The organism is Bariatricus massiliensis (genome assembly GCF_900086725.1).
Classification (GTDB): Bacteria; Bacillota; Clostridia; order Lachnospirales; family Lachnospiraceae; genus Allocoprococcus; species Allocoprococcus massiliensis.
In genome coordinates this window covers 823,143-847,864 of the sequence record NZ_LT574837.1, presented here as the reverse complement: position 1 = coordinate 847,864, position 24,722 = coordinate 823,143, and the positions used below count along the sequence as shown (strand labels likewise).

At 47.3% G+C, this 24,722-nt stretch carries 25 protein-coding genes; 24 read left to right on the top strand and 1 reads right to left on the bottom strand.

The genetic code is table 11. The annotated features are described in order from the left end of the window. Position 1: 1 nt before the first annotated feature. The 10 genes from BN6465_RS10200 to BN6465_RS10160 all read left to right on the top strand — a co-directional run bounded on the left by BN6465_RS10200 (position 2) and on the right by BN6465_RS10160 (position 9,502). Positions 2–355, top strand: a complete 354-nt coding sequence (locus BN6465_RS10200) for an arsenate reductase family protein (RefSeq protein ID WP_082891648.1) — start codon at positions 2–4, stop codon at positions 353–355. A 29-nt stretch (positions 356–384) separates the two neighbouring features. Next, a complete protein-coding gene (locus tag BN6465_RS10195) occupies positions 385–1,299 on the top strand; it encodes a response regulator transcription factor (protein ID WP_082891647.1) in 915 nt (304 codons plus the stop codon). Positions 1,300–1,457: 158 nt separating this feature from the next. Then, positions 1,458–2,300, top strand: coding sequence for an ABC transporter ATP-binding protein (locus BN6465_RS10190; protein WP_066734290.1), 843 nt, complete (start codon positions 1,458–1,460; stop codon positions 2,298–2,300). Further along, positions 2,300–3,022: an ABC transporter permease gene (locus BN6465_RS10185; protein WP_066734287.1), complete on the top strand. Its 723-nt coding sequence runs from the start codon at positions 2,300–2,302 to the stop codon at positions 3,020–3,022. Before BN6465_RS10190 ends, BN6465_RS10185 begins: the two co-directional genes overlap by 1 nt. A 334-nt stretch (positions 3,023–3,356) precedes the next feature. Next, a complete protein-coding gene (locus tag BN6465_RS10180; protein WP_066734285.1) occupies positions 3,357–4,796 on the top strand; it encodes an amino acid permease in 1,440 nt (479 codons plus the stop codon). 1 nt (position 4,797) lies between these two features. Continuing rightward, positions 4,798–5,760, top strand: coding sequence for a dipeptidase (locus BN6465_RS10175; protein WP_066734279.1), 963 nt, complete (start codon positions 4,798–4,800; stop codon positions 5,758–5,760). 188 nt (positions 5,761–5,948) lie between these two features. Next, complete coding sequence (locus BN6465_RS10170) at positions 5,949–7,130, top strand: SDR family NAD(P)-dependent oxidoreductase (protein WP_066734277.1); 1,182 nt, start codon at positions 5,949–5,951, stop codon at positions 7,128–7,130. 11 nt (positions 7,131–7,141) lie between these two features. Next, positions 7,142–7,294 (top strand): hypothetical protein, encoded by a 153-nt coding sequence (locus BN6465_RS20985; protein WP_199882836.1) that lies wholly within the window; start codon positions 7,142–7,144, stop codon positions 7,292–7,294. Beyond that, positions 7,291–7,737, top strand: a complete 447-nt coding sequence (locus tag BN6465_RS10165) for an 8-oxo-dGTP diphosphatase (protein ID WP_227183473.1) — start codon at positions 7,291–7,293, stop codon at positions 7,735–7,737. The genes BN6465_RS20985 and BN6465_RS10165 overlap by 4 nt, the downstream gene beginning before the upstream one ends. Positions 7,738–7,822: 85 nt before the next feature. Then, a complete protein-coding gene (locus BN6465_RS10160; protein ID WP_066734269.1) occupies positions 7,823–9,502 on the top strand; it encodes a phage tail sheath family protein in 1,680 nt (559 codons plus the stop codon). A 4-nt stretch (positions 9,503–9,506) separates the two neighbouring features. Here the strand turns inward: BN6465_RS10160 and BN6465_RS10155 are convergent, their stop codons facing one another. After that, on the bottom strand, positions 9,507–10,214 hold the full coding sequence (locus tag BN6465_RS10155; RefSeq protein ID WP_066734267.1) for a GntR family transcriptional regulator: 708 nt from the start codon (positions 10,212–10,214) through the stop codon (positions 9,507–9,509). Positions 10,215–10,391: 177 nt separating this feature from the next. Here BN6465_RS10155 and phnG point away from each other — a divergent pair, with 177 nt between their 5' ends. The 14 genes from phnG (at position 10,392) to BN6465_RS10085 (ending at position 24,696) form a co-directional block, all read left to right on the top strand. Next, positions 10,392–10,817, top strand: coding sequence for a phosphonate C-P lyase system protein PhnG (gene phnG / locus BN6465_RS10150; protein WP_066734265.1), 426 nt, complete (start codon positions 10,392–10,394; stop codon positions 10,815–10,817). 3 nt (positions 10,818–10,820) lie between these two features. Next, entirely contained in the window at positions 10,821–11,438 is a 618-nt protein-coding gene (gene phnH / locus BN6465_RS10145) for a phosphonate C-P lyase system protein PhnH (RefSeq protein ID WP_066734263.1), read from the top strand. Next, complete coding sequence (locus BN6465_RS10140; protein ID WP_066734251.1) at positions 11,426–12,490, top strand: carbon-phosphorus lyase complex subunit PhnI; 1,065 nt, start codon at positions 11,426–11,428, stop codon at positions 12,488–12,490. The genes phnH and BN6465_RS10140 overlap by 13 nt, the downstream gene beginning before the upstream one ends. Continuing rightward, positions 12,487–13,347, top strand: a complete 861-nt coding sequence (locus tag BN6465_RS10135) for an alpha-D-ribose 1-methylphosphonate 5-phosphate C-P-lyase PhnJ (RefSeq protein ID WP_066734249.1) — start codon at positions 12,487–12,489, stop codon at positions 13,345–13,347. Before BN6465_RS10140 ends, BN6465_RS10135 begins: the two co-directional genes overlap by 4 nt. Further along, complete coding sequence (locus tag BN6465_RS10130; protein ID WP_066734242.1) at positions 13,329–14,159, top strand: ATP-binding cassette domain-containing protein; 831 nt, start codon at positions 13,329–13,331, stop codon at positions 14,157–14,159. The genes BN6465_RS10135 and BN6465_RS10130 overlap by 19 nt, the downstream gene beginning before the upstream one ends. Positions 14,160–14,189: 30 nt before the next feature. Beyond that, complete coding sequence (locus BN6465_RS10125; RefSeq protein ID WP_066734239.1) at positions 14,190–15,368, top strand: alpha-D-ribose 1-methylphosphonate 5-triphosphate diphosphatase; 1,179 nt, start codon at positions 14,190–14,192, stop codon at positions 15,366–15,368. 8 nt (positions 15,369–15,376) lie between these two features. Then, positions 15,377–16,072 (top strand): phosphonate C-P lyase system protein PhnL, encoded by a 696-nt coding sequence (locus tag BN6465_RS10120; RefSeq protein WP_066734230.1) that lies wholly within the window; start codon positions 15,377–15,379, stop codon positions 16,070–16,072. 11 nt (positions 16,073–16,083) lie between these two features. Continuing rightward, positions 16,084–16,923: a PHP domain-containing protein gene (locus BN6465_RS10115; RefSeq protein ID WP_066734227.1), complete on the top strand. Its 840-nt coding sequence runs from the start codon at positions 16,084–16,086 to the stop codon at positions 16,921–16,923. Between the two features lie 108 nt (positions 16,924–17,031). After that, positions 17,032–18,456: a C45 family autoproteolytic acyltransferase/hydolase gene (locus BN6465_RS10110; protein WP_066734222.1), complete on the top strand. Its 1,425-nt coding sequence runs from the start codon at positions 17,032–17,034 to the stop codon at positions 18,454–18,456. 136 nt (positions 18,457–18,592) lie between these two features. Further along, positions 18,593–19,669, top strand: coding sequence for an extracellular solute-binding protein (locus tag BN6465_RS10105; RefSeq protein ID WP_066734219.1), 1,077 nt, complete (start codon positions 18,593–18,595; stop codon positions 19,667–19,669). 10 nt (positions 19,670–19,679) lie between these two features. Continuing rightward, on the top strand, positions 19,680–20,705 hold the full coding sequence (locus BN6465_RS10100; protein WP_066734216.1) for an ABC transporter ATP-binding protein: 1,026 nt from the start codon (positions 19,680–19,682) through the stop codon (positions 20,703–20,705). A gap of 18 nt (positions 20,706–20,723) precedes the next feature. Next, complete coding sequence (locus BN6465_RS10095) at positions 20,724–22,454, top strand: putative 2-aminoethylphosphonate ABC transporter permease subunit (RefSeq protein WP_066734213.1); 1,731 nt, start codon at positions 20,724–20,726, stop codon at positions 22,452–22,454. A gap of 150 nt (positions 22,455–22,604) precedes the next feature. Beyond that, complete coding sequence (locus BN6465_RS10090; RefSeq protein ID WP_066735248.1) at positions 22,605–23,297, top strand: response regulator transcription factor; 693 nt, start codon at positions 22,605–22,607, stop codon at positions 23,295–23,297. Then, a complete protein-coding gene (locus tag BN6465_RS10085; RefSeq protein ID WP_066734211.1) occupies positions 23,281–24,696 on the top strand; it encodes a sensor histidine kinase in 1,416 nt (471 codons plus the stop codon). Before BN6465_RS10090 ends, BN6465_RS10085 begins: the two co-directional genes overlap by 17 nt. The last annotated feature ends 26 nt before the right edge of the window (positions 24,697–24,722 follow it).

Genomic DNA, 24,722 nt, shown 5'->3' with positions numbered 1-24,722 from the left:
AATGAGTATATTGTTTTTAGAGTATCCCAAGTGAGGAACTTGTAAAAAAGCCAGAGCATGGCTTGAGGAACAGGGAACAGAATTTGAGGCAAGGCATATTATAGAGCAGAATCCAACTATCGACGAGCTGAAAGAGTGGCATAAGCGGAGCGGTCTTCCGCTGAAGCGCTTTTTCAATACCAGTGGTATGAAGTACAAGGAACTGGGGCTGAAGGACAAGCTGCCGGAGATGACAGAGGAGCAGCAGTATGAGCTTCTGGCCACAGACGGAATGCTGGTAAAGAGGCCGCTCCTTGTGGGGGACGGGTTTGCGATTCCCGGATTCAAGGCTGAAACGTGGAGTGATGTGCTATAGGGAATCATGATTAAAGGAAGGCAGCGGTTGTGGAAGTAAAATCATATGACAGCATAGAGGAACTTATGGAGGAATTGCCGGAGTACGGCTGCATTCATATTGAGTGTAACCGGGAGAAGTCGGAGGAAATCCTTGCATATGTGAGCGGGTGGAAACGAGGGGCAGGCTCTTCGTTTCTGACCGCCACTGACAAAGGATATGAACGGTCTACCGTAAAGGAGTATTTACGCTTTTTTCGTGAGTTATCGGGCAGCAGGCGGGAGCTGGAAGCTGTATTGAGTGAGTTCGGTTTGATGGAGATACGCAAACAGAAGATGGGACGGATAAAGCCGGGCGATTATACGAAGACAGGCATTGCAAGGCTCAGTATGCGGGATACGGATTTCTATTTTATCGAGGAACCACTGCTCAATCTGGAGGCGGAAGATATGAAGCGCGTCCTGAGCTGGATGGAGAAGCGGATTGAGTCAGGAGCAAGTTTTGTGACTACCAATTCGTCCATGCGCCACGCGATAATGATGCCGGGGACAGCGTTCTATCTGGAGGAGGGAAGATTCTCACAGGTGGAGCAGGAAGCGGAGAATGATGCTGGAGAGGATGATGAAGTAGAGATTCTTAAGATTCCGGTGAAATCGGGCGAGAGCACGCTGCTCTTTGAGCCTCGTGACATCGATTACATAGAAAGCCTGAATAAGTGTGTCTACGTCTCCGTGAGAGGTACCTTGTTCCAGACACAAAAGACGATGTATGAGCTGGAGGAAGTGCTGAAGAAGGCCGGTTTCTTCCGGTGCCACCGCTCTTATCTTGTAAATATCCAAAAAGTTGGACGACTGGAAAAGTGGACAAAGAATAGTTATGTGCTCATCTTGGAAAATGGGGAGAAGAGTCAGATTCCTTTGTCGAAAGGCCGAATTGACGAGTTGAAGGCAGAGTTCCACTGGTAAAAGAGTATCCATTCATCTTGTTTATAGCTCCATTCGTCAGATCATAGAATCCGTTTATCGCGGGAAAACGCCGCATAAGCGGATTCTATTGCGTTTTTCGGAAGATGTGAAATAATAAGCGCATGGCAAATGGATATTTTAGACAGGAGGACAGTGATATGAAAGAAATGATTTATCTGAATGAGGTATGTCTGGATTTTGGTACCAGCTTTTCACTGGATCATTTAACATTTCAGGTAATGCCGGGAGAGATATTTGGGTTTCTGGGGCCCAGCGGCGCGGGAAAGACCACCACAATGAAATTGTTGACGAAGCAGCTTCACAAAAAATCAGGAAGCATCCGTATATTGGGAAAGGACATCGAAAAAGCAGAGAGAAGCGATTATGACAAAATTGGCATACTTACAGATACCAACGGGCTCTACGAGCGCATGAGTATAGAAAGTAATCTCAAGTTTTTTGCTGAATTGAAGGGAATCAAAGAGGAGGATGTAACAGATGTCTTAAGAAAAGTCCGGCTCTATGACGACCGGAAAACGATACTTAAGAAATGTTCAAAAGGAATGCGGCAGCGCGCGCTTCTGGCGGCGGCGGTACTACACAGGCCGGAGCTGTTGTTTTTAGATGAGCCCACCAGTGGGCTTGATCCCGCCACCATTCAGGAAATACATAAGATGCTTTTGGACATGAATCAGAATGGAACCACTATATTTTTGACCACGCATAACATGGAGGAGGCCGATAAGCTCTGCGGAAGAATCTGTATATTGAATCAGGGAAAAATCATAGCGTCGGGCTCTCCGGAGCAGTTGAAGCTTCAGTTCGCGCAGGACAAAATTGAGGTCATGACCACTGAGAAGGAAAAAATAGTATTGACGAAAGGGCCAGAAAGCGCAGAGTTTATAGGGAGGCTGCTGTCGGCAGATAAGTGTCTGACGATACATTCGATAGAACCGAATTTGGAGGAAATATTTTTACAGTTGACAGGGAGGGAATTTTAATGAGTATTTCGATGAGAAAACTAAAAACCCTTTATAAGAGGGATATCGTTGACTATCTGAGGACGCCGTCTATTGCGGTGTGCAGCCTGATGCCGCTTCTTTTTATTATTTTTTATAAAAATATCGGAGTTCCCAATGCTGCCGGAAATGAAACAGAGTTTCTATTAAATTTTGGCATGATGTTGAACTCTACAATGTGTGCGATTATGATACCTTCCACCACCATCTCAGAAGAAAAGGAAAAATTCACACTGAGGACATTGATGCTCTCCAATGTAAACGCGATGGAGTTCTTTCTCTCAAAAATATTGATGACGACGACCATAACTTTTTTAGGAAATTTAGTCGCCTTTATTCTGGCAGGCGCGGATACGGTACAGTTACCTGCATACATAATAAGTACGCTTTTTGGGAACAGCTGTGTGATTGTGCTGAGTGCGGTCATAGGAATTTTGAGCCGGGATCAAATGAGCTGTAGCGTGATACAGATACCGGTCATGTTGTTGTTTCTTATGCCCCCTATGTTTGCCGAAGCCTCCAAAGTACTGGAAATGTTGGCAAAGGTAGTTCCTTACGGGGCTATGCTTCAACTTTTTTACCAATTGAGAGGCCCTATGAAGGCGGCCAAAATAGCGAGTGCATGCGGAGTGCTGACGGTATGGCTGGTTGTCTCGGTTGTATTGTTTGCCTATTTTTATAAGAAGAAGGGAACGGATAACTAATGTGAGAAATCATCCGCCGGCCGAATTGGCCGGCGGATGATTTTTGTGAAATAGAAAACTGCGTTCCCTATGTTACAAAAACCCCTCCGGGGGATGCACACAATGTGCCGAGGAAAGCTGCTTCGCAGCCGCACATTGGCGCGCAAAGTGTACAAGTCCCTCATGATTGAGGGAGATAGGGAGTTAAAGTGGACTTGTCCACTTTGTTGTCAGAAAAAGACGAAATAATGCGGGATATTTCTAACATATTATTGACAAAAGAGATTATATTATATAGAATAAAAAGAGGATGAACGTGTTCAGTGAACACGATATGAGAAAAGGAGTGAGGGTTATGGGTGAACAAGAAAAAACTAAGAAACTAAGCATGTGGACGGTGGTTCTTCTGACGGTCGTACCGACATTTGGATTTGGTAATATTACCAATAATGTCGTGGCGCTGGGGCCTGCTTCCGTGCCGTCATGGCTTATTGTAGCGCTTTTGTTTTTCCTTCCGCTATCTTTGTTTATCGCCGAACTGGCGTCGGTAAAGGATGCGGGAAGTGCGGGAATCTATACGTGGATTAAGATGGGACTGGGCGAGAAATGGGCATTTATCGGGACATGGTCCTATTTCGTGTCTACACTGTTCTACCTGCAGATGGTATTTGCAAAGGTACCGGTCATGATATCATGGACTATTTTTGGCGAGAACCGGTTTACGGACGACAGTGCTCATCTGCTGCCATACATGAGTGTCTTTCTGGCTGTCTTCCTTACATATGTAGCTACAAAAGGAGTCAAGAAGTTCTCCAAAATCAGTGATTTAGGAGGAAAATTAACACTTGCGATTACGGTAATCTTCATTGTGTTTGCCTTTGTAGGACTGGCGACAGGGAAGCCGTCCCAGACACAGTTTACGGCAGAATCATTGATGCCGACTTTTGATACTTCCTACTTTGCTACCTTCTCATGGCTGCTACTGGCAGTTGCAGGGGCAGAAGTGGGCGGAACTTATGTAAAGAATATGGATAATCCAAAGAAGAATTTCCCCAAGGCCGTATTTATTGCCACATTCTTGATTGGATTTGCCTATGTAATCGGCTCCGTGGCTGTTCTCGTTGTATCTTCTCCGGAGACAATTGCCAATGCGGGAGTGAAGGACGCTGCCTACGTTGTATATGAGACACTGGCGACGAATTTTGGATTGAACGGCAAGATTATCATTCGTATCTATGCACTGATTCTTACTATTACATCAGTAGCGGCATACATTGTATGGATGGAATCTCCCCTCCGGGCGCTTTTCTCAGAAGTACCGGAAGGTGCTTTCCCGAAAGTCCTGACGAAACAGGAAGAAGATGGAACACTGAAAAACGCATTATGGATTCAGTGTGCGGTTGTGGTAGTATTGATTGTAGTACCGCTGTTCGGTATGGGCGGACTGGATGCATTCTTCAATACCTTGACTGACTTATCCGCACTTTCCTCTGTGCCTGCTTACGCAATGCTGGCCATCGCGTTTTTTGCCTTCCGCCTAAAGAACAAGAAGTCTGAATTTACAGCCTTCAAGTCCAAGGCATTTGCTCTTGTTGTGGCGGGACTTGCGATATTGCTTGCGGTTCTGGGATATATCGGTGCAGGCCTTGATTATGTTGTATGGGCAGAGTCAGCAAAAGAAGCGACTATCCTTACAATCAAGACATACGGAGGGCCTATTCTTCTCATTGCGGTAGGTTATCTGCTGCGGGTATGGTGCCTTAAGAATTATGCGAAGAAACAAGAGGGTAAATAGAATGAGGATAATTGATTTTCATTGTGATACGCTTATGAAGATGTATGACCTTCATAAGGTGGGGGACGACAGTCAGAGCGTATGGAAAAATGAATGCCAGATTGATGTTCAGAGGCTTGTGGAGGCGGGATATGGAGCGCAGTTTTTTGCCTGCTATCTCTGGTGGGAGGATAAGCCGTTTCTGGCCTCACACTATGAAGATGCCTTGAATATGGCGGATATTTTTTACAAAGGACTGCAGGGGCATGAGAAACAGGCCGCATTTGCAGGCTCCTACACAGAGTATCTTAAAAATAAGGAAGAGGGAAAGGTATCCTGCTTTCTGACGGTGGAGGAAGGCGGTATTCTTGAGAACAAGATAGAGCGTCTTGACACACTGCATAAAAAGGGAATTAGGATGATTACACTGACCTGGAACTATGAGAACTGTCTGGGGTATCCGGGCTGTATACCGGAGGCCCGTGACAAGGGTTTGAAACCGTTCGGCTTTGAGGCGTTGGAGCGGATGGAAGAGCTGGGAATTATCGCAGATGTCTCCCATCTGTCAGACGGAGGTTTTGAAGACATTTACCGGCACTGTAAGAGACCATTTATTGCTTCTCATTCCGATGCCAGAGCGGTCTGCGCCCACAACAGGAACTTGACGGACGATATGTTGAAAAAACTGGCTGATAAAGGGGGCGTGACAGGGTTGAACTTCTGTGGAGATTTCCTGTCACCGGATGGAAAATGTACGATTGACGCCATGCTCCGCCATATTCGCCACATGATAAATGTGGGCGGCCGTGAGGTGGTGGCAATAGGCACCGACTTTGACGGCGTGGAAGGTGAGCTTGAGATAGCGGGATGCCAATACATGGATAAATTACCTGAGGCCATGGAGAAGGCCGGATTTACAATCGGTGAGATTGAGGATGTATGCTTCCGCAATGCAGAGAAATTTATGGAGCGTTACTGGGGTTAAACGGGATGTTATAAAAAATAGTTATGGACAGTAACATGAAGTTGTGACACGATATAAGTTGTTTGACAATTCCGCAAGCAAATATTAGAATAGAATAAGCTAAGTTAGGTTTTGTCGCCTTTGAAGAAGAAGGCGTACTTTATCAAATGGATGCACAAACTATTTGCTTAGGGAGGCGTAATGAAATCATGCTTATACAAAACATGGTAGGCGACATATCTACACTAACGGATAAACCTGTTATCATCACAGGAGGCGGCGGTGGAATTGCACAGGAAGCTGGGATTGCGCTGGCATATCTGGGCGCAAAGGTAATCATTGGCGAAGTGGATGAGAAAAAGGGCAGAACAGCAGAAGGTATGATTGCGGCTCTATTCCCTGACCGTGCCCGGTATATCCCTCTCGATCTTGAGAAGCCCGATGTAATTCAACACTTTTGTGAAACCGTATCGGCAGAATATGGAACCCCCTATGCCATCATCAACAACGCCGCCATAACACCTTTTGATTCGATTGAGCGGCTTCCACTTTCGGATTGGGACAGGAGCTATCAAGTCCATTTGCGGGGGCCGCTGCAAGTGATACAGTTTTTCCTGCCCAAAATGGTGGAGAAAAATCAGGGCGTGCTTGTGTTCACCCCATCTTCCGGCGCTGTGGCCTACATGGGAGGCTATGAAGTGTTTAAGACCGCGCAGGTGGAACTGGCCAATACATTGGCGGCGGAACTGGAGGATACCGGGCTGTCGGTTTTCAGCATTGGACCCGGCCTCGTGAAGACCCAAACGGCGATGCAGGGGATTGAAAAAGTGGCGCCTCTTATGGGGATTTCCACCGACGAGTTTTATCACATGAACAGGGAAAATATTGTTTCCGCAGAGGAGGCAGGAACAGCTTTCGCCGTGTCATTGCTCCTAGCAAAGAAATATCATGGACAGGAGATCGGCGGAATACAGGCGCTGATAGATGCGGGAATCCATGAAAAATCAGGTGAACAAATTTCGGCAACATTTTGTGAAGAAGGACGGATTCTGCTGACGGCTATCGTCCAGACCTTTGACGAGCAGAATAATGGTTGGAAAAAGCGAAATGTATTTGAACGGCAATGGATGCTGCGTGATTTCAAGAAGCATGCGGGACGCTCCGCCGACGAGATGGCGAACGCCCTACACCAATATCAGATTGCCTACACTGAAAAAGACTCTGAGCAGCTAAGCGGGTTATCGGCACTTCTTGCGAGCCTCTCAGGATATTACCAGCACCAGTTGGAAATGATGCAGGGGTATATTAAAGATTCGGAGAAAAGGCAGGAATACGACTCATGCATCAGAGGGTGGCTCAAGGACATTGAAACGATGAAACGCATGGTGTAGGATGGAGGGGCATGGGAACGATAAAAGCCCGTCTTCTCGGTGCCCCAATGGTGATTTCTGTGAAAGAAAAATCGCTGAGGTCGATTAACCTCAGCGATTTTTTATTAGGGGCATTTATTCTTGCCAATGGATGTACTATTTATCGAAAGGTGGAAATACATTGAGAACAGAAAATGTTGAACTTACTGTTTTATGTTTAATTCATAAAGATGACGAATATTTACTGCAAGATAGAGTTGCAAAAGATTGGAAAGGCTTCACACTACCCGGAGGACACGTTGAAATAGGAGAGTCAATTGTTGACGCTGTAGTACGGGAGATGAAAGAAGAAACTGGATTGAATATTATAAGTCCTCGTTTATGTGGTATTAAACATTTTCCAATTGATAATGGGAGATATATAGTGTTTCTTTTTGAAACAAATCAGTACGAGGGTGAACTAAGGAGTTCTGAAGAAGGGAAAATGCATTGGATAAAAAAATCTGAATTATCAACAGTAAATCTCGTTAATGATTTTTATGAATTATTAAATGTAATGCTTGACGACAATTTATCAGAGTTTCAATATGTAATCAATGATGGGAAATGGCAAATTTTAAAGAGATAGGCGGTTATAATTTATAAGTGTCTGTGATTATCTCAATAAACAAAAGAGGTTGGTAGTATAGAGGACTAAGAAAAGGAGAGTACAGATGGCAGAATATTTATCACCGGGGGTATATATAGAAGAATTTGATAATTCACCACGGCCAATGGAAGGGGTGGGAACAAGTACGGCAGGGTTTGTAGGAATGGCGCGGCGAGGCTCTACTTCAGGAGCGCCGGTGCTGGTCACGAATTTTGGAGACTTTGTTCGAAAATATGGGAACTATCTGAGTGAGACTACACATGGAGAGTACCGGTATCTGGCGAACAGTGTGGAACAGTTTTTTATGAACGGGGGCACACGGTGCTATATTTCAAGAGTGGTTCCCGAGAATGCGGCGGCCGCACAGGCACAGGCAGGAATCTTACATATTAGTGCGGCGGATGAAGGAAGCTACGGTAACCAGATAGTGCTTCGTGTGAATCCGACAGCAAAGAAAAAGTTCCAGTTGTTAGAGAAAATCAGTGACCTAGAGTATAAGGCTAAATCAACGGCAGGACTCGAGGCAGGAAGTATCGTGGTAATTGACGGTGAATATAATCGCATTGAATCCATCTCTGACCGCCAGATAACATTTGCACGCCCCTTCAGCCGGGATGTGGTGGACACGGGGCTGGTTCCGGAGAAAGTACTCTGCATGGCAGAGATGCAGATTTCTGCCCAGTATAATGAGGAAGTGGAAGTCTACGAGGATGTGAACCTTAACCCGCCTTCCCCCAATTATATTGCTGCCAGACTGGAGAAGAGTGCTCTGATTAAAATAAAGGCTGGGTTATTTACTGAAATACGGGAGCCGTCGGAGGCGATTGCGGGAGCGGAAGAAGTTGTTCTTGCAGGCGGCAGCGACGGGACCCTGAATAGGGTGACCGCCGCGACTTTTACAGGAAAGGATAACGGACCGGGCAGGCGCACGGGAATTCAAGCATTTTTGGAGAACACCACGGTTAGTATTCTGGCCGTACCGGGGATTACTATGCCGGAGGTGATTGATTCACTGATTGCCCATTGTGAAAATACAAAAAGATGCTTTGCAGTCATTGATATGCCAGCCGAATTGTCAGGAGTGAAGGAGCTCACGGAATTCCGGGAAAGGATAGACAGCACTTATGCAGCCATGTACCATCCGTGGATTCAACAATTTGACCGTTTGAGCAAGAAAAACGCTTACTTTCCACCGTCGGGCGCTGTGATGGGAGTTTACGCCAGAACGGATGTCGGGCGGGGCGTACACAAGGCGCCGGCCAATGAGACTGTAGCGTGTACTGGACTTTCCGTACAGTTTTCAAAGGTGGAGCAGGATAGTCTGAACCCTATCGGGGTCAATTTGATTCGCAACATACCGGGTTCTGGAATCCGGATTTGGGGAGCCAGAACGGCAAGCAACAATTCGGCCTTTAAATATGTCAATATCCGGCGTCTTCTAATCTATGTGGAAGAAAGTATTAAGGCGAATACGAATTGGGTTGTATTTGAGCCAAATGACCAGATGCTGTGGGAAAGAGTCAGTAAGTCTATTTCTTTATTTTTGACCCAAATGTGGAGAAATGGGATGCTGGCGGGGGGCAGTGAGGCGGAGAGCTATTTTGTTGATCTAGGTCCGTCCACGATGTCACCGGATGATATTCGAAACGGAAGGCTGATATGTAATGTGGGAGTTGCGCCGGTCCGCCCCGCAGAATTTATTATCTTTCGTGTCACCCAGCATACGGTAGAGGCAGGGGAATGATTCTTCAAAGTTCAAATATAAATTTATCGCTCCGGTAAACGGTGCGGGCGATTTCCAGTACGGTTCCGGCCGGCTGTGACAGGCAGCGGGAGGTCAGTACGAGACTGGGAGCGTATCCTTTGATATCAAGAAGGGTACGCTCTTTTTTTGTCAAAGAGGAGACGGTGAGCTGGGCATTTTCCGAATGGAGGTGGATATAGCCACAGTTGTGCATATAGTCGTACAGAGAAGTAATCTCTGTCCCGTCCTCGGCGATACAGGGGAAAAGGTCTTCGGACAGATAACTAACATGGATGGCGATAGGCTCCTTGTCCAGAACCCGAAGCCTTGTGATTTTATAGACATCCTGCGTGAGATCAACGCCCAGCATACTGTGTATCAGCGAATCATTCTGAACCTTACGGCAGCCTAAATTGTGGGTTTCCAGAGGAAGGTTTAAGGTAGCCATCTTTCGGGAAAAGCTTTCATTATTCATGAACAGACGTATTTTTTCACGTTTGCCAGAGAAAAAGCTTCCGTATCCCTGCATAGAATAAACATATCCAAGTTCTTTCAAACGCTCATAGGCTTTGCGTATTTCACTGCGCGTCACACCGAAACGGATTGCCATTTTATTTTCACTGGGCATTTTTTCTCCTTTTTTATAGAGCTCCTGCCCGAATTCCTTAATTAGAATATCTGTTATCATCTCCCAAGTATAGTTCTGCTTCATCCGTTACCTCCTATATATCGACTTTCTGCTTGTACCTAATCTTACAGCAGCTTTTTCCAAGGCTCAATACAAAAGCGTATGTTTTACAAACAATTAACACAGCCAAGTTGGCAACTTTACAAAAGTTCATTAAGATGCACAAGAAAAGAAAAATTCCTATGTGAAGGAGGAAGCTATATGACAAAGCGGGAGTTGTCTGCAATTTTGGCAAAGGCTTCGACAGAAGAGACGGCGGAGCTTGCCGGAAAGATTAAGCGGGAATGCGAAATTAAGATGCTCAAGGAGCCGCAGAAAACATTGGTTATGGTGAAAGTGCGGGAGTCGGTAAAAAACTCATTGTTTTATCTGGGTGAAATTCTGGCGACCGAATGTATGGTGACTGTGAATGGAGTCCGCGGGATGACTGTGATTGCAGGTGACGACTTTGAGAAGGCTGTTGACGCTGCGGTAATTGACGGATATCTCAACTGTGTGGGTGAACCCAAAGCGTCCATTGTCATAGATAAAATACGTGAACTGGGCAGGGAGCAGGCTGAGGGGCGGGCAGCGTTGAACCGGCAGCTTAGAAAGTCAAAAGTAAATTTCAATGTGATGGGGGAATAAGAAATGGCAGAAAAAATGCAGACGGCATATCGGTTTGATTTTGTTCATGATGCGCAGAAGGTGTTTCGGGAGCTGTTGAGCGCATTGGCAAATCCGGGGGAGAAAAAAAGTATCGAAGAGCAGGCCGGAAGGTTTGAAAAAGGACATCCATCTCTTCTTGCCCTTGGATGCACCCTGCTGGACAATGAGGAAGGGCTGTATGTGGAAAAGAATCCGGCGCTTTCGGCCGAATTACACAGCCTGACGCTGGCAAGAGAGGCGGGGCTTTGTGAGGCAGATTATGTCTTTCTGTCTTCAGAGCTGAACTATGGCTCCATGGAGCAGATTTTAAAAAATGTAAAGTATGGCACTTACGCAGATCCGCAGCAGTCGGCGACCATATTCTTATTGTGCAAGAGTGTGGACGGGGCGGAGAACATGACAATCAGCGGGCCGGGAATTAAGGGGGAGAAAGTGATACAGGTCTGTCCCTATATTAAAAAGGTGATAAGGATGCGGGAAAAGCTGGATATAGAGTATCCGCTTGGCGTAGATTTGATATTTACCGATGGCGCGGGAAATCTGCTGGCAATCCCTCGTCTTGTGAAAATAGCAGAGGAGGATGAAACATGGCATATGTAGCAGTAAGCGGAGGGAAGGAAGCCATCGAACAATCGCTGAAGCTGCTGGAGATTTTCCGGGAGAGCAGGGAGGACATTACGGTTTCTGGCATCAAAGAAAATATGGGGCTTTTGGTGGACAAGATTATGAGTGAGGCGGGATTTTATTCCCCTGAATATGCGGCGCTTGCGTTAAAGCAGTGTGAAGGAAGTGTGGAGGAGGCGGTGTTTTTGCTGAGAGCTTATCGCTCCACGCTGCCGAGAAATTATTATTCCTGCCCGGCAGACACACGGGATATGCGTCTGATTCGGAGAATATCCGCCGCCTTTAAGGATATACCGGGCGGGCAGATATTGGGGCCCACTTATGACTATTCCCACCGGCTCCTTGATTTTTCCTTGATGGAGGAAGAGACGGGAGAAAAAGCAGAAGAGGGAGAAGGTGTCGGGAGTGAATCGGGAGAAGATATTCGCTGTGGGCGTGTGACGGACATACTTCGAGAGGAGCATGTGCTTGAAGAAGTAGAGGAGGACAATACAGAGCCTTTTGACGTGACAAGCAATCTGCTGACCTTTCCGGCTCCGAGAAGCGCCAGACTACAGACCTTTGCCAGAAGTGACGCCGGGTTTTTGGGAGGAGTGGCCTATAGCTCCATGCGGGGATATGGCGCGGTACATCCCACCGTATCAGAGCTGAGGTGCGGGTATATAGAGATTGATGTCCCCTACATATTGGACGAAGAGGAGTCGCTCTGTATCGGGGAAATATTGGTGACCGAGGTGGAGGCCCTTGTGCCGTCTCACACAGAGACGGATGAGGAATTTGACAAGATGTCGTTATCCGGAGGGTATGGTTTGATTTTTGGAAGGAATGAAAATAAAGCCATTGCCATGTCAATCGCGGATGCCAGCCTTGAGACTAAGGGAGATACACCGTCGCAGGATGAAGAGTTTGTCCTCACCCACGGGGATTGTCTGGAGATGAGCGGCTTCATCTCCCATCTCAAGCTGCCCCATTATGTGACGTTTCAGTCAAAGCTGGACCGTGTGAGAGCAAAGGAGGAAGGGAAATGATAGATGCCAGACATTATAATTTTGCTTTTTTAGACGAAGGGTCTAAGAGGGAAATACGGAGAAGTATTTTGAAAGCAGTGGCGATTCCCGGATATCAGGTGCCCTTTGGCTCCAGAGAGCTGCCTATCGGAAGAGGCTGGGGAACCGGCGGAATCCAGATTACGCTCTCCATCATAGGAAGAGAAGACGTGTTGAAAGTTATCGATCAGGGAAGCGATGAGAGTGTCAACGCGGTGAATATTAAAAAGCTGGTGGAGGAGTGTACGGACGTAGCTATCACATCGGACTCAGAAGAGGCAAGTATCATACAGAGCCGTCACAGGATACCGGAGATTCCCATGAGAAATGACCAGATTCTGGTACTTCAGGTGCCTACACCGGAACCACTGCGTATTGTGGAGACAAAGGAGTCTGTGACGAAGCAGATGCACGCAGAGGCCGAGTATAGTCCCATGTGGCTGTCACTTTTTGAGGACTTGACGCAATATGGTGAAATCAGCGTGAGCTCAGAATATCCGGTTATGGTGGAGGGGCGTTATGTCATGAATCCAAGTCCCATTCCCAGATACGATAACAAAAAGCTCAGTGACAGTGAAACACTCTATCTCTTTGGCGCAGGACGGGAAAAGAAAATCTATGCCATCCCTCCCCATACCGACGTGGTGTCCATGTGCTTTGACGATATACCCTTTCAGGCAGAGGACTTTGAAGGGAAGCATTGCCGGTTGTGCCAAGCGACGGGCGTGTACTTGGATGAACTGATTGACGAGAAGACCGGAGAGAAAGTATACGAATGTAGTGACACCGGGTTCTGCAGAGGAAGAAGGGAGCAAAAAACATGGAAACACCAGTGCTAAGAATCGATCATTTGACCGTGCGGTACGGGAAGACTTGTGACTATTGCAGAAACGGAGGAGAACTGCATAAAAACACATGTCCTCGCTGCAAGACTGTATGGGCGTGCAATGACATGAATGTAAAGCTGTATGAGGGGGAAATTCTGGGAATCGTGGGAGAGTCCGGCTCCGGAAAGTCTACGCTGATGAAAAGCCTGTTCTTTGATTTTGATGTTACAGAAGGGAGTGGGTTTCTTCGGGATTTTGGCGGCGGGGAGGCAGACATTTTCGCACAGAGCCTTCAGCAGAAAAAATATATAAAAAATCATTTGATGGGGATGGTGTACCAAAACCCGATGCTTGGGCTGCGCATGGACTATTCCAGTGCGGGGAATATCGCGGAGAAGCTGATTGCGGCAGGTCAGAGGAGTTTTTCAGGAATGAATGAGCGGGTGGAAGAGCTGTTGGATGCGGTAGAGATTCTACAGTCCAGAAAGAAAGAGCCGCCTAAAAACTTCAGCGGCGGTATGCAGCAGCGTGTGCAGATATCAAAGGCCCTTGCCAACAATCCAGCGATTCTGCTTCTGGATGAAGTGACGACCGGGCTGGATCTTTCCGTTCAAGCTAAGGTACTGGAGCTGATTCGCGAGATTCGCCAGCGGTTCCATATCTCCATTATGCTCGTATCCCATGACTTGGCAGTGATTCGCATGCTGGCGGACAGGACCATCGTGATGCTGGACGGGAAAATTATCGAGCAGGGACTGACGGATCAGATTCTGGACGACCCACAACAGCCTTACACGCAGCAGCTCGTACATTCTTTGCTGTAGGATAAAGAGGCTTAGACAAAGGAGAGGTATATGAAGACAAGAATTACGAACGGCAGATTGGTTCTGAAGGATTGCCTGTTGGAGGGCCATGACATCGTGTTTGCGGATGGGAAGATTACAGGGATATGTCCGGCGGGCGCGGAAGAAGGGGACGAGATATATGATGTGGACGGAAGCTATGTGATGCCGGGAATCATCGACATTCATTCCGATATGATTGAATCTTATATCCAGCCAAGAAGTACCGCGGTCATGGACTTTGAGATGGGGTTCGGCGAGGCGGAGAAGGTACTGGCAGGCTGCGGGATTACCACCATGTTTCATTCTATATCCATGTTCCGTGAGGGGGCGTGGGATGTGAAGCAAATCCGGCAGGCGCCGCAGGTGAAGAAGCTGGCGGCACTGGCGGCCAGATACCGCCATCAGGAGCGGCTAATCCGGCACAGATACCATCTGCGCTATGAGATTGACAATCTGGCCTGTTATGACGATGTGATGGAAATGATGAAAAAGGGGTATGTGGATCTGCTGTCGTTCATGGATCATACACCCGGACAGGGACAGTATAAGAATCTGGATATCTACCGCAGACATCAGCCCGATGAAGGGAGGAATCTCTCGGAGCAGGATTTCAAGAAGCTGGTGGAGTCGGAGCTTCAGAAAGCCACCGTCACGGAGGAGCAGTTAAAAGTCATGGCGCAACTTGCCCATGAGCTGGGAATATCGGTGGCCAGCCATGACGACGACACCGTGGAAAAGCTAGCCGTCAACAAAGCCTTAGGAGTTTCCATCAGTGAGTTTCCCATTACTATGGAGGTGGCGAGGGAAGCCAGAAGGCGGGGATTCCTTACGGTTGTAGGCGCTCCCAATATCCTGCTCGGGGGTTCCCATTCCGGCAATCTGTCAGCGCTTCAGGCAATCCGGGAGGAAGCGGCGGATATTCTCGTCTCGGACTATTATCCGCAGGCGCTTCTGCAGGCCGTGTTCTGCCTCTTTGAGAAGGAGGATATCCCTGTCTGGGAGGCGGTGCGCTATGTGACGCTTAACCCTGCCAAAGCAGTCGGTCTGGATGGGATGCTAGGCTCCTTAGAGACGGGCAAGGCAGCTGATATGCTGGTGGTGAGAAGCAGGGCTGGACGGCCTGCGCTGGAGCAGGTATTTGTAGCGGGAGAATGTGTGCTTCGCTGTCACTACCGCGAGGTAGATTAGGAGGATATATGGAAAAAATATTAGAGATTCAAGGCTTGTCAAAGGACTTTTTCCTGCATGAACAAAAGCGGGAAATAAAAAGCTGCAGGGATATTTCATTTGCTCTGGATAAAGGAGGCTTCATCGGGATTGTAGGCACCTCCGGGGCGGGCAAGTCCACTGTGCTGCGCTGTATTTACCGCACCTATCTGGCGACAACGGGGAGCGTGATTTACGACTCCCTCTCTTATGGAAAGCTAGATCTGGTTACCGCCTCGGAGCGTCAGATTATTCATCTGCGGAAGGCGGAAATGGGGTATGTCTCCCAGTTTCTGTCGATTCTGCCCAGAACCACGGCAAGACAGCATGTGATAAACGGCGCGCTGGACGCAGGCTTTTCCTACGAGGAAGCCTCACAGAAGGCTGAGGAAATGCTGCGCTATTTCAAGCTCCATGAGAATTTGTGGGATATTTATCCGAATACATTTTCAGGAGGAGAAAAGCTGAGGTTGAATCTGGCCCACGCCATGGTAAAAGCGCCGCGTCTGCTGTTGCTGGACGAGCCCACCGCCTCTCTGGATAATCATACAAAGCGGCTGGTAAAGGAGCTGCTTGCCAAGCTGAAAAGTGAGGGGACTTCCATGATAGGGATTTTCCATGACTTAGAATTTATGGAGGGCTTGTGCGACAAAGTCTATAATATTTCTCAGGGAACATTTTGCTAGGAGGAAGAGCCATGTATTTTGCAGACTTGCACGTACACACGGATGTCTCAGACGGCAGTGAGACGGCTGAGACCATTTTGCGGGAAGCGAAGGAAAAGGGCATCACCCATATTGCATTCACGGACCACGATACAACAAAGAGTGCCTCAAAGCACAAGGAGTTGTCCGCTTCCTTCGGCATACAAGCCGTCACGGGGGTGGAGCTGTCGGCGTATGACTTCGAAGGTAAGAAAAAAGTGCATATTTTAGGCTACGGGTATACCCGGGGAAAACATATCGAAGCGCTGGGGCGGGAGACACTGGCCCACAGACAGGAGAACTGTCTGCGGCAGATTGGCATACTGGAACGTCTGGGATACCAAATGGACGTGGAGAAAATACAGGCCCTTGCCGGAGGAAGTATCTACAAGCAGCATATTTTTGATTACTTAGTGCAGACGGGACAGAGCGAGGAAATGTTCGGGGCGGTTTATCAGGAGATATTCAAAAACGGCGGGGCATGTGATTTTGATATCATATATCCTGCCGCCGAGGAGGCGGTGAGGGCGGTCAAAGCTGACGGTGGAGCAGCGGTTCTGGCACATCCGGGGCAGCAGGGGAATTTTGATATTATCGGCAGGCTGGCGGAGGCCGGACTTGACGGCATAGAATGGAATCATCCCTCCCACACGGAGGAGCACAGGCGGCAGGCAGAAGAGGCGGCCAAATGTTACCGGCTGTTCCTCACCGGAGGAAGCGATTTCCACGGAAGGTATGAAAGAAGCAGCGCTCCACTGGGGGCGTATCCAGCGCATATAAGCAGCGCCGGGCAGTTATATGGAGACTTGGCTCCAGCTATACACGGTCAATAAAATTTATCGTTTATGCCATTATTTATAATAATACCCGGGTAAAGGTATATTATAAATAATGGTTTTTTTATAAAATAGAGAACTTTGTTTGTAAAAGGAGAAGAGGGTGTGAGTAAGGAGAGCTATCGTAAGGACAAGAATGGCTGGAGTTATATTTGCGTCAGGGGGACTGCGGCACAGCGGGGATATGAGCATGGGCGGCTGCTTGCGGAGGAGATTGTCACGGGGATTCGGGAGGCGAAGGAGCTTGCCATACTCCAGACAGGCCTGAGCTGGGATTGTTTTTTATATGACGCGGGCAGTATTCTGCATAAATGGCGGGAGGTGCTTCGGAGAGAGCCTTATCTGGAATTTTACGAGGAGATGGAGGCCATCGCGGAGGGTGTCTGTTCTGTGCGGCCGGAAGCGGGAATTACGGTGGACGATATTATCTTGTGGAATGGATTTGAGGAGCTGACCAACTATTGGCTTCCGACGACCGTCGATGCTATCTATGAGAGGCTGCCCGGACAAGGGGGCGGCAGGACAAGGAAACATTTTATATCGGGGGCGCATGACCACTGCAGTGCGTTCATTGCCACCGGTTCTTACACCGCAGACGGGAGGATTGTGCTTGCCCACAATAGCTTTACGCCTTATGAGAACAGTAATCATTCGAACGTGATTCAGTATGTGGAGCCGGACAAGGGATATCCTTTTATCATGCAGTCGCAGCCCGGATACATTCATTCCATGTCTGACTTCTATCTCACGAAGACGGGGAAGGGGCAGGGACTGATGATATCGGAGACTACGATTGGAGGGTTCTGCGCCTATGAGCCGGAGGGCGTCCCGGAATTTGCCCGTATCCGTCTGGCGGTTCAGTATGCGGACACCTTGAATCTTTTTGTAGAAAAATTCTGGAAACACAATAATGGAGGATACGCAAATACTTGGCTGGTGGGAGATGTGGGGACGAACGAGATTATGCGATTTGAGGCGGGGCTCAAATTTTTCAAAGTGGACAAGACCACGGATGGATATTATGCAGGATTTAACGCCCCGGAGGACCCCCGTATCCGCAATCTGGAATGTGACAACTGTGGCTATGGGGATATCCGCAGACATCAAGGCGCAAGGCAGGTGCGTATTCCCCAGCTTATGGAGCGTTACAAAGGGGCGATAGACAGCGGGACCGCCAAGCAGATTTTGTCAGACCATTACGATGTGTATCTTGGGAAGGAAAATCCTTGCTCCAGAACCGTGTGCTCCCACTATGAGCTGGATGAAAGGGCATATATGAGCCAGCCCGGCCGTCCCGTGCCCTTTCAGCCAAGGGGCGCCGTGGACGGCTTGGTGGCGGCGGCAGAAGACGCAGAGAGCCTCGCGCTCCATGCCCGTTGGGGGAGCTCCTGTGGGATGCCTTTTTACGTGGAGCCGTTTTTAGAGAAACACCCTCAATTTAACTACCTGCGCCCTTATCTAAAGGACAGGCCTACCCGGCCTTGGACGAGGTGGGAGGCGGAGGAATCGGGAGGAACAGCTCAACGTTAAGAAAATTTTACATTTGAATCTTTAAATTTTTCATAATTCTAACAGGAACTCCACGAGAATTCAAAAATGACCGGATATAATAGGCAACGAATCAGAAAAAGAAAATCAGGAGAACAACGGAGGTTTTGAGAAGATTATGAAAAAATTAGTTGTACTTGCAATGGCTGCATTAATGGCAGTGACAAGCCTGACAGGGTGTGTGACAAAGGCAAATGCGGACGGGAGCACACAGTCGTCAGAAAAAGATGAAAATGTATTGAATGTATACACTGCACTGGAAGATGAGCAGGTGAACGATTATCTGGAAGAGTTTAAAGAGCAGAATCCGGATGTCACGGTAAATGTAACAAGAGAATCTACAGGTGTCATCACTTCTAAGCTGCTGGCAGAGAAGGACAATCCGGTGGCGGACGTGGTGTGGGGGCTTTCCGCGACAAGCCTTCTTGTGTTAAAGCAGGAGGGAATGCTTGAGGAATATGCGCCGGAAGGTGTAGAGAACATCCTTGACCAGTTCAAAGACAGCGCAGACGTTCCGTCATGGGTGGGCATCGACGCGTGGGAGACAGCGTGGATAGTGAACAAAGAAGTATTAGAATCAAAAGGAATCGACACGGTGCCAAAGTCCTATGAAGAGCTGCTCGACCCGAAATACGAAGGACTAATCGCTATGTCCAACCCGGCTTCCTCAGGAACAGGACTTCTCACTGTAAATGGTATCTTAAGCCTGATGGGAGAAGAAGAGGGATGGAATTACTTAGACGAGCTGGATAAGAACGTTGCCGTTTACATGCACTCAGGAAGCCAGCCGGCCAAAGAAACAGCAGCAGGAGAATACGGCATCGGCGTTTCTTTTGGCTACAGATGCCTGATATCTGCTGAAGAGGTAGGCAGTGATATCTGCGAGGCGGTTTTCCCGAAAGAAGGTTCCGGCTGGGATATGGAAGCCAATGCCCTGATTAAAAAGGACGGAGAGAAGGATATTGCCAAGAAATTCCTTGACTGGGCAATTTCTGAGAACGTGATGAAGAAATATGCCACAAATTATCCGATTGTCGCGACAGGCGTAGGCGATGAAGTGCCGGAAGGATACTCATCGAACCCGATTGACCAGCTGATTCCGGATATTGATTTTGATAAGGCGGCTGAGAACCGAGAAGAAACATTAAATGAGTGGACCGAGCGTTATGACGCGAAGAGTGCACCGGAAGAATAGAGGTGGATTCATGAGTGTAAGTTTGAAAATATCAAATGTATCGAAGGTATTTGATAAGAACGTAGCACTGAACAATGTGAATCTGGACATCCAAGCAGGCGAATTTATTTGCCTGCTTGGTCCGTCCGGGTGTGGGAAGTCTACGCTTCTGCGTATTATAGCCGGCTTAGAGCAGCCCAGCGAGGGAAAAGTATACATAGGAGACCGGGACGTGACAAATCTTCCGCCCTCCAGACGGAACTTCGGCATTATGTTCCAGTCTTATGCGTTGTTCCCCAACTTGAGTGCTTTCGAAAATGTGGCATATGGGCTGCGCAATAAGAAAATGAAGACAAGAGATATCGAGGAGAGGGTGAACCGTCTGTTTGATATGATTAAGCTTTCCAATGCCAAGAACCGCCTGCCATCGGAGATGTCCGGAGGGGAGCAGCAGAGGGTGGCGCTTGCGAGGGCGCTTGCTACGGAGCCGGATTTTCTACTGCTCGATGAACCGCTGTCCGCATTGGATGCGAAGGTGAGGATTTCCCTCAGAAAAGAGATATGTAATATCCAGAAGGAATTAAAGCTGACGACGATTATGGTCACCCATGATCAAGATGAAGCGCTCACCATGGCCGACCGCATTATCGTCATGAATAAAGCGGTGGTCATGCAGTCCGGGACACCGGAAGAGATTTATGAGAAACCTGAGAATCAGTTCGTGGCAGACTTTATCGGCTCCATTAATTTTATAGATGATAGGAAGAGCAAGGCATACGGGTTCAGCCAAAAGGGCGAGACGGCAATCCGTCCGGAAAAGATTGCCATTAGCAGAGAAAAACAGGAGTCGGACATGAGAGGCAAAATTACAGACATTGAATTCAGAGGATTCTATGACAGAGTGTCTGTAAATGTGAACCATATCATTTACGGAGACTTGAATCTGGCTGTGGACGTCCCGTTCCAGACCGCAAAAGCTATGGAATTTCACGTCAACGACAATGTGTTCATAAAGCTTCCCAGAGAGGAAATGCTGACGTTCGAGACACGGGTATAGGAAGGAAATGAGGAGAAAATGAACAGAATAAAAGAAAAAATCCAGCACTGCACGAAAGAAGATATCGTGCGTTTTCTGGCAATCTATGCGGTGGCGGTGTTTTTGATACTGTTTCTTGTATGCCCGCTTTGCACACTATTCATCAAGGCATTCCAGGATAAGAATGGGGCCTTTGTAGGCCTCATGCAGTTCGCCAAGTATTTCAGCAGCAGATCCATGGTGTACGCGATTTCAAATACATTTTTTGTAGCCATCGCATCCACGCTGATATCGGTGACGCTCGCTTTCTTTTTTTCCTATGCGCTGTCCAGAAAAAATGTTCCGTTCAAAGGGTTCTTCCGCTATGTGGGGATGATTCCTATCTTCGCGCCTACTATGCTTCTCGGTATTGCCTTGATTTATCTGTTTGGGAATAAAGGGATTCTCACGGCGCTGGGGCTTGCGATTCCCTTGTACGGCAAGGTGGGCATAATCATCGCAGAGAGCATTTACTGTTTCCCGGTGGCCACCACCATCCTTATGGTAGCATTTTCGGCTGCGGACAACCGGCTTTATGAGGCTGCGGAAACGATGGGCACCTCGGCGCTTCGGAAGATGCTGACAATCACTATCCCCAATGTGAAGTATGGACTTGTCAGCGCATTGTTTGTGGCCTTTACATACAGTTTTACAGATTTTGGCGCGCCTTCTGTAGTTGGCGGCAATTATAATGTACTAGCCACGGATGTTTACAAACAGGTTGTCGGCCAGCAGAATTTTAATATGGGCGCGGTAGTCGGAATCATACTTTTGTTTCCGGCGGTATTGTCATTTGTTGTAGACCGCATTACGAGCAAGAAGCAGAGCGCGGCAATCAGTGCAAAAGCAGTGCCATATCAGATCAAACCCCACAGATCAAGCGATTTTGCCGCCACGGTCTTCTGCTTTATCATCTCTCTGGCAATGCTGCTTTTTTTTGCGGTGGCTCTTTTTGCCTCCGTGATTAAGCTTTGGCCGTACAATCTGACCTTCACACTGTCCAATTATGATTTGAGCAATGCGGCGGCGGGGAACGGGGCGGCCGCTTTCCGCAATTCTATTTTGATTTCTGTCATATCGGCGTTTTTGGGAACGATACTCACATTTGTGGGGGCTTATATGATAGAAAAGAGCAAAAAATTTGTTATTAGCAGAAAAATCACGTATTTCCTATCTATCACACCACTGGCGATTCCGGGGACTGTGGTCGGGTTAAGCTTTATCATGTTTTTTAACGCCCCTATATTTCAGATTCCCTTCACGGAGTACGCACTGGTAAATCCGTTCCACGGCATCTATGGAACCATATGGATCATTGTTCTGGCAAACATGGTTCATTTTTATTCTGTCCCATTCTCCACGGCGACTACGGCCTTGAAACGGATTGACAAGGAATTCGAGACGGTATCAGAATCACTGGCGGTGCCGTTTTATAAGACACTGCGCAGGGTGACCTTGCCGATGTGCTTTCCGGCCATCTGTGAGATGTGGGTTTATTTCTTTGTGAATTCGCTGGTAACGGTATCCGCTGTGGTATTCCTTTATTCACCGGCCTCTCCCATCGCGCCGGTCATGATCGTCAGTATGCAGGGGGCAGGGCAGACCGCTCCGGCCGCGGCCATGTGTATGCTTCTGCTGTTCATCAATCTGGCTATGCGGCTGGTATATGAAGGGCTGCGTAAGCACCAGCAAAAGAAAGCAAAGATTAAAAATCAGGGCGGGCAGGGCTGATACCTTGCCCGTCCTTATTTCCTCGCTTGATATTATTCATTTAGACGGATATAATATATAAAACGCATATAACGAAGGCCTGAAACGTACAGATAGCCGTGTCTGATCTATCGTAAAGCAAGGAGATATATAGTGAAAAATTATAAAATAATGGTTGTGGACGATGAAAGAGATATACTAAATTTACTTGAAAAAGCGTTGAATATTGAGGGATTTAGAAATATTTTAAAAGTAGAAAATGGTATGTCTGCCGTGAAGGTTTGCGAGGAGCAGCAGCCTGATATGATTATTTTAGATGTAATGCTGCCCGACATTGACGGATACGAGGTCTGCAGACAAATACGGCAGTTTTCCCGCAGCCCTATCCTGTTCCTCTCTTCTAAAAATGATGAACTTGATAAAATATTGGGGTTAGCCGTTGGCGGGGATGATTATGTCACAAAACCATTCAGTCCGAAAGAAGTGGCGTATAGAGTAAAAGCACAATTGCGCAGAGCGGGTTATATGGAAAAAACGTCAGAGAATCAACTGCTTAAAGTTGGAGATTTGGTCATTGACGTTGAAGGATGCAGGGTGACGAAAAAGAATCAGATGATTGAATTGACTGCAAGAGAGTTTGAAATTTTATATTATCTGGCAGAAAATATAGGGCGTGTTATCAGCCGTGAGCGATTGTACAAGGCGGTCTGGAGTGAGGACAGCTTTGGGTGTGATAATACCATTATGGTCCATATCCGGCATTTGCGTGAAAAAGTGGAAGATAATCCAAACGCTCCTCAATATATCATCACGATGAAAGGCTTAGGATATAAGATGGTGGTGCCAGATGAAAACGAGAAATAAAAACGTATTATTGCTGCGGATAGTGGCCTTCATATCAAGTATCGTCTTATTGCTGGCCGCCATCGTAATGGGCATGGTCTATTATATTTTCTATATCCCAGAGCCGGAAGGGCTTAGTTTAGCCTCATGGCCAAGCACTTTTACGAAGAGCTTTTCTACTTGGCTCTACAGTGAAAACGGAGACATTTGTGTAGAAGAAATGGGATTGGAAAGGCTGGATGATTATGGGTTATGGGTACAAATCGTCGATGAGAGTGGACGTGAAGTGTTTTCGCACAATAAGCCAAAAGACTATCCTGACAGCTATTTGGCTTCTGAGCTGATTTCGTTTGGCACGGATAACTACGATGAAAATTATACGGTATTTGTAAATAGTTTTGAAGATGAGGGAAACACTTGGAATTACATAGTTGGTTTCCCGTATGCAATCGGAAAATATATGCTATATTACAATGGAGAAAATGTTGGACGGCTTTCCCCAATGGTGAGAGCTGCTATTTTTATTGCGTTTACTGCACTCTTACTCTTCGTGATTGCATACTGTTTTTGGCTTTCCCATAAGCTTTCCAAAATTTCGGGCGGAATTAAGAATATTTCCCGGCGCACATATGAGCCGATAAAAGAAAATGGCACTTTCAGTGAGGTTTACAGAGCATTAAACAAAATGGACGATGAAATTAAACACGCTGATAAAATAGAGGATGAAACGGAACAGACACGTAGAGAGTGGATTGCAAACATAACGCACGATATGAAAACTCCCCTGTCGCCAATCAAGGGATACGCCGAATTATTGGCGGATGGTAAGCTGGCTGATATCGATGAAATACAAGAATTCGGTACAATCATTTTGAAGAATGTAAATCATACGGAAAAGCTGATCAATGATTTGAAGCTGACCTATCAACTGGAGTCCGGAGCTTTCCCGTATCACCCGCAGGAAGTTTCCATTGTCCATAGTTTAAGAGAATGGGTAATCGATGAGATAAATGACCCACAATTTGCCGGGAACGATATAGAACTTGACTGCAGCAATTCAGAAATATCCGCACAAATTGACGAGGACTTATTCCGCAGGGCTGTTCAAAATATAATTATCAACGCTTTTGTCCACAACCCACCGAAAACAAAGGTAACGGTTTATGTTTCGGATGAGAGTGACAAGAGGATTACCATTTCTATCCGCGACAATGGAAATGGTATGGACGAAGAGGAGTTATCAAAGCTTTTTAGCCGGTATTACAGAGGGACAAGTACAGAACAAAAAGCGGAAGGAAGCGGCTTGGGACTTGCGATTGCCAAGCAGATTATCATTCTGCACGGCGGGGATATTGCGGTTACGAGTAAGCCGGGAACGGGCACAGAATTCGTCATCTCTATCCCACGTCTTATAAATTAAGATAGAATTAAGGTACGGAAAAGTAC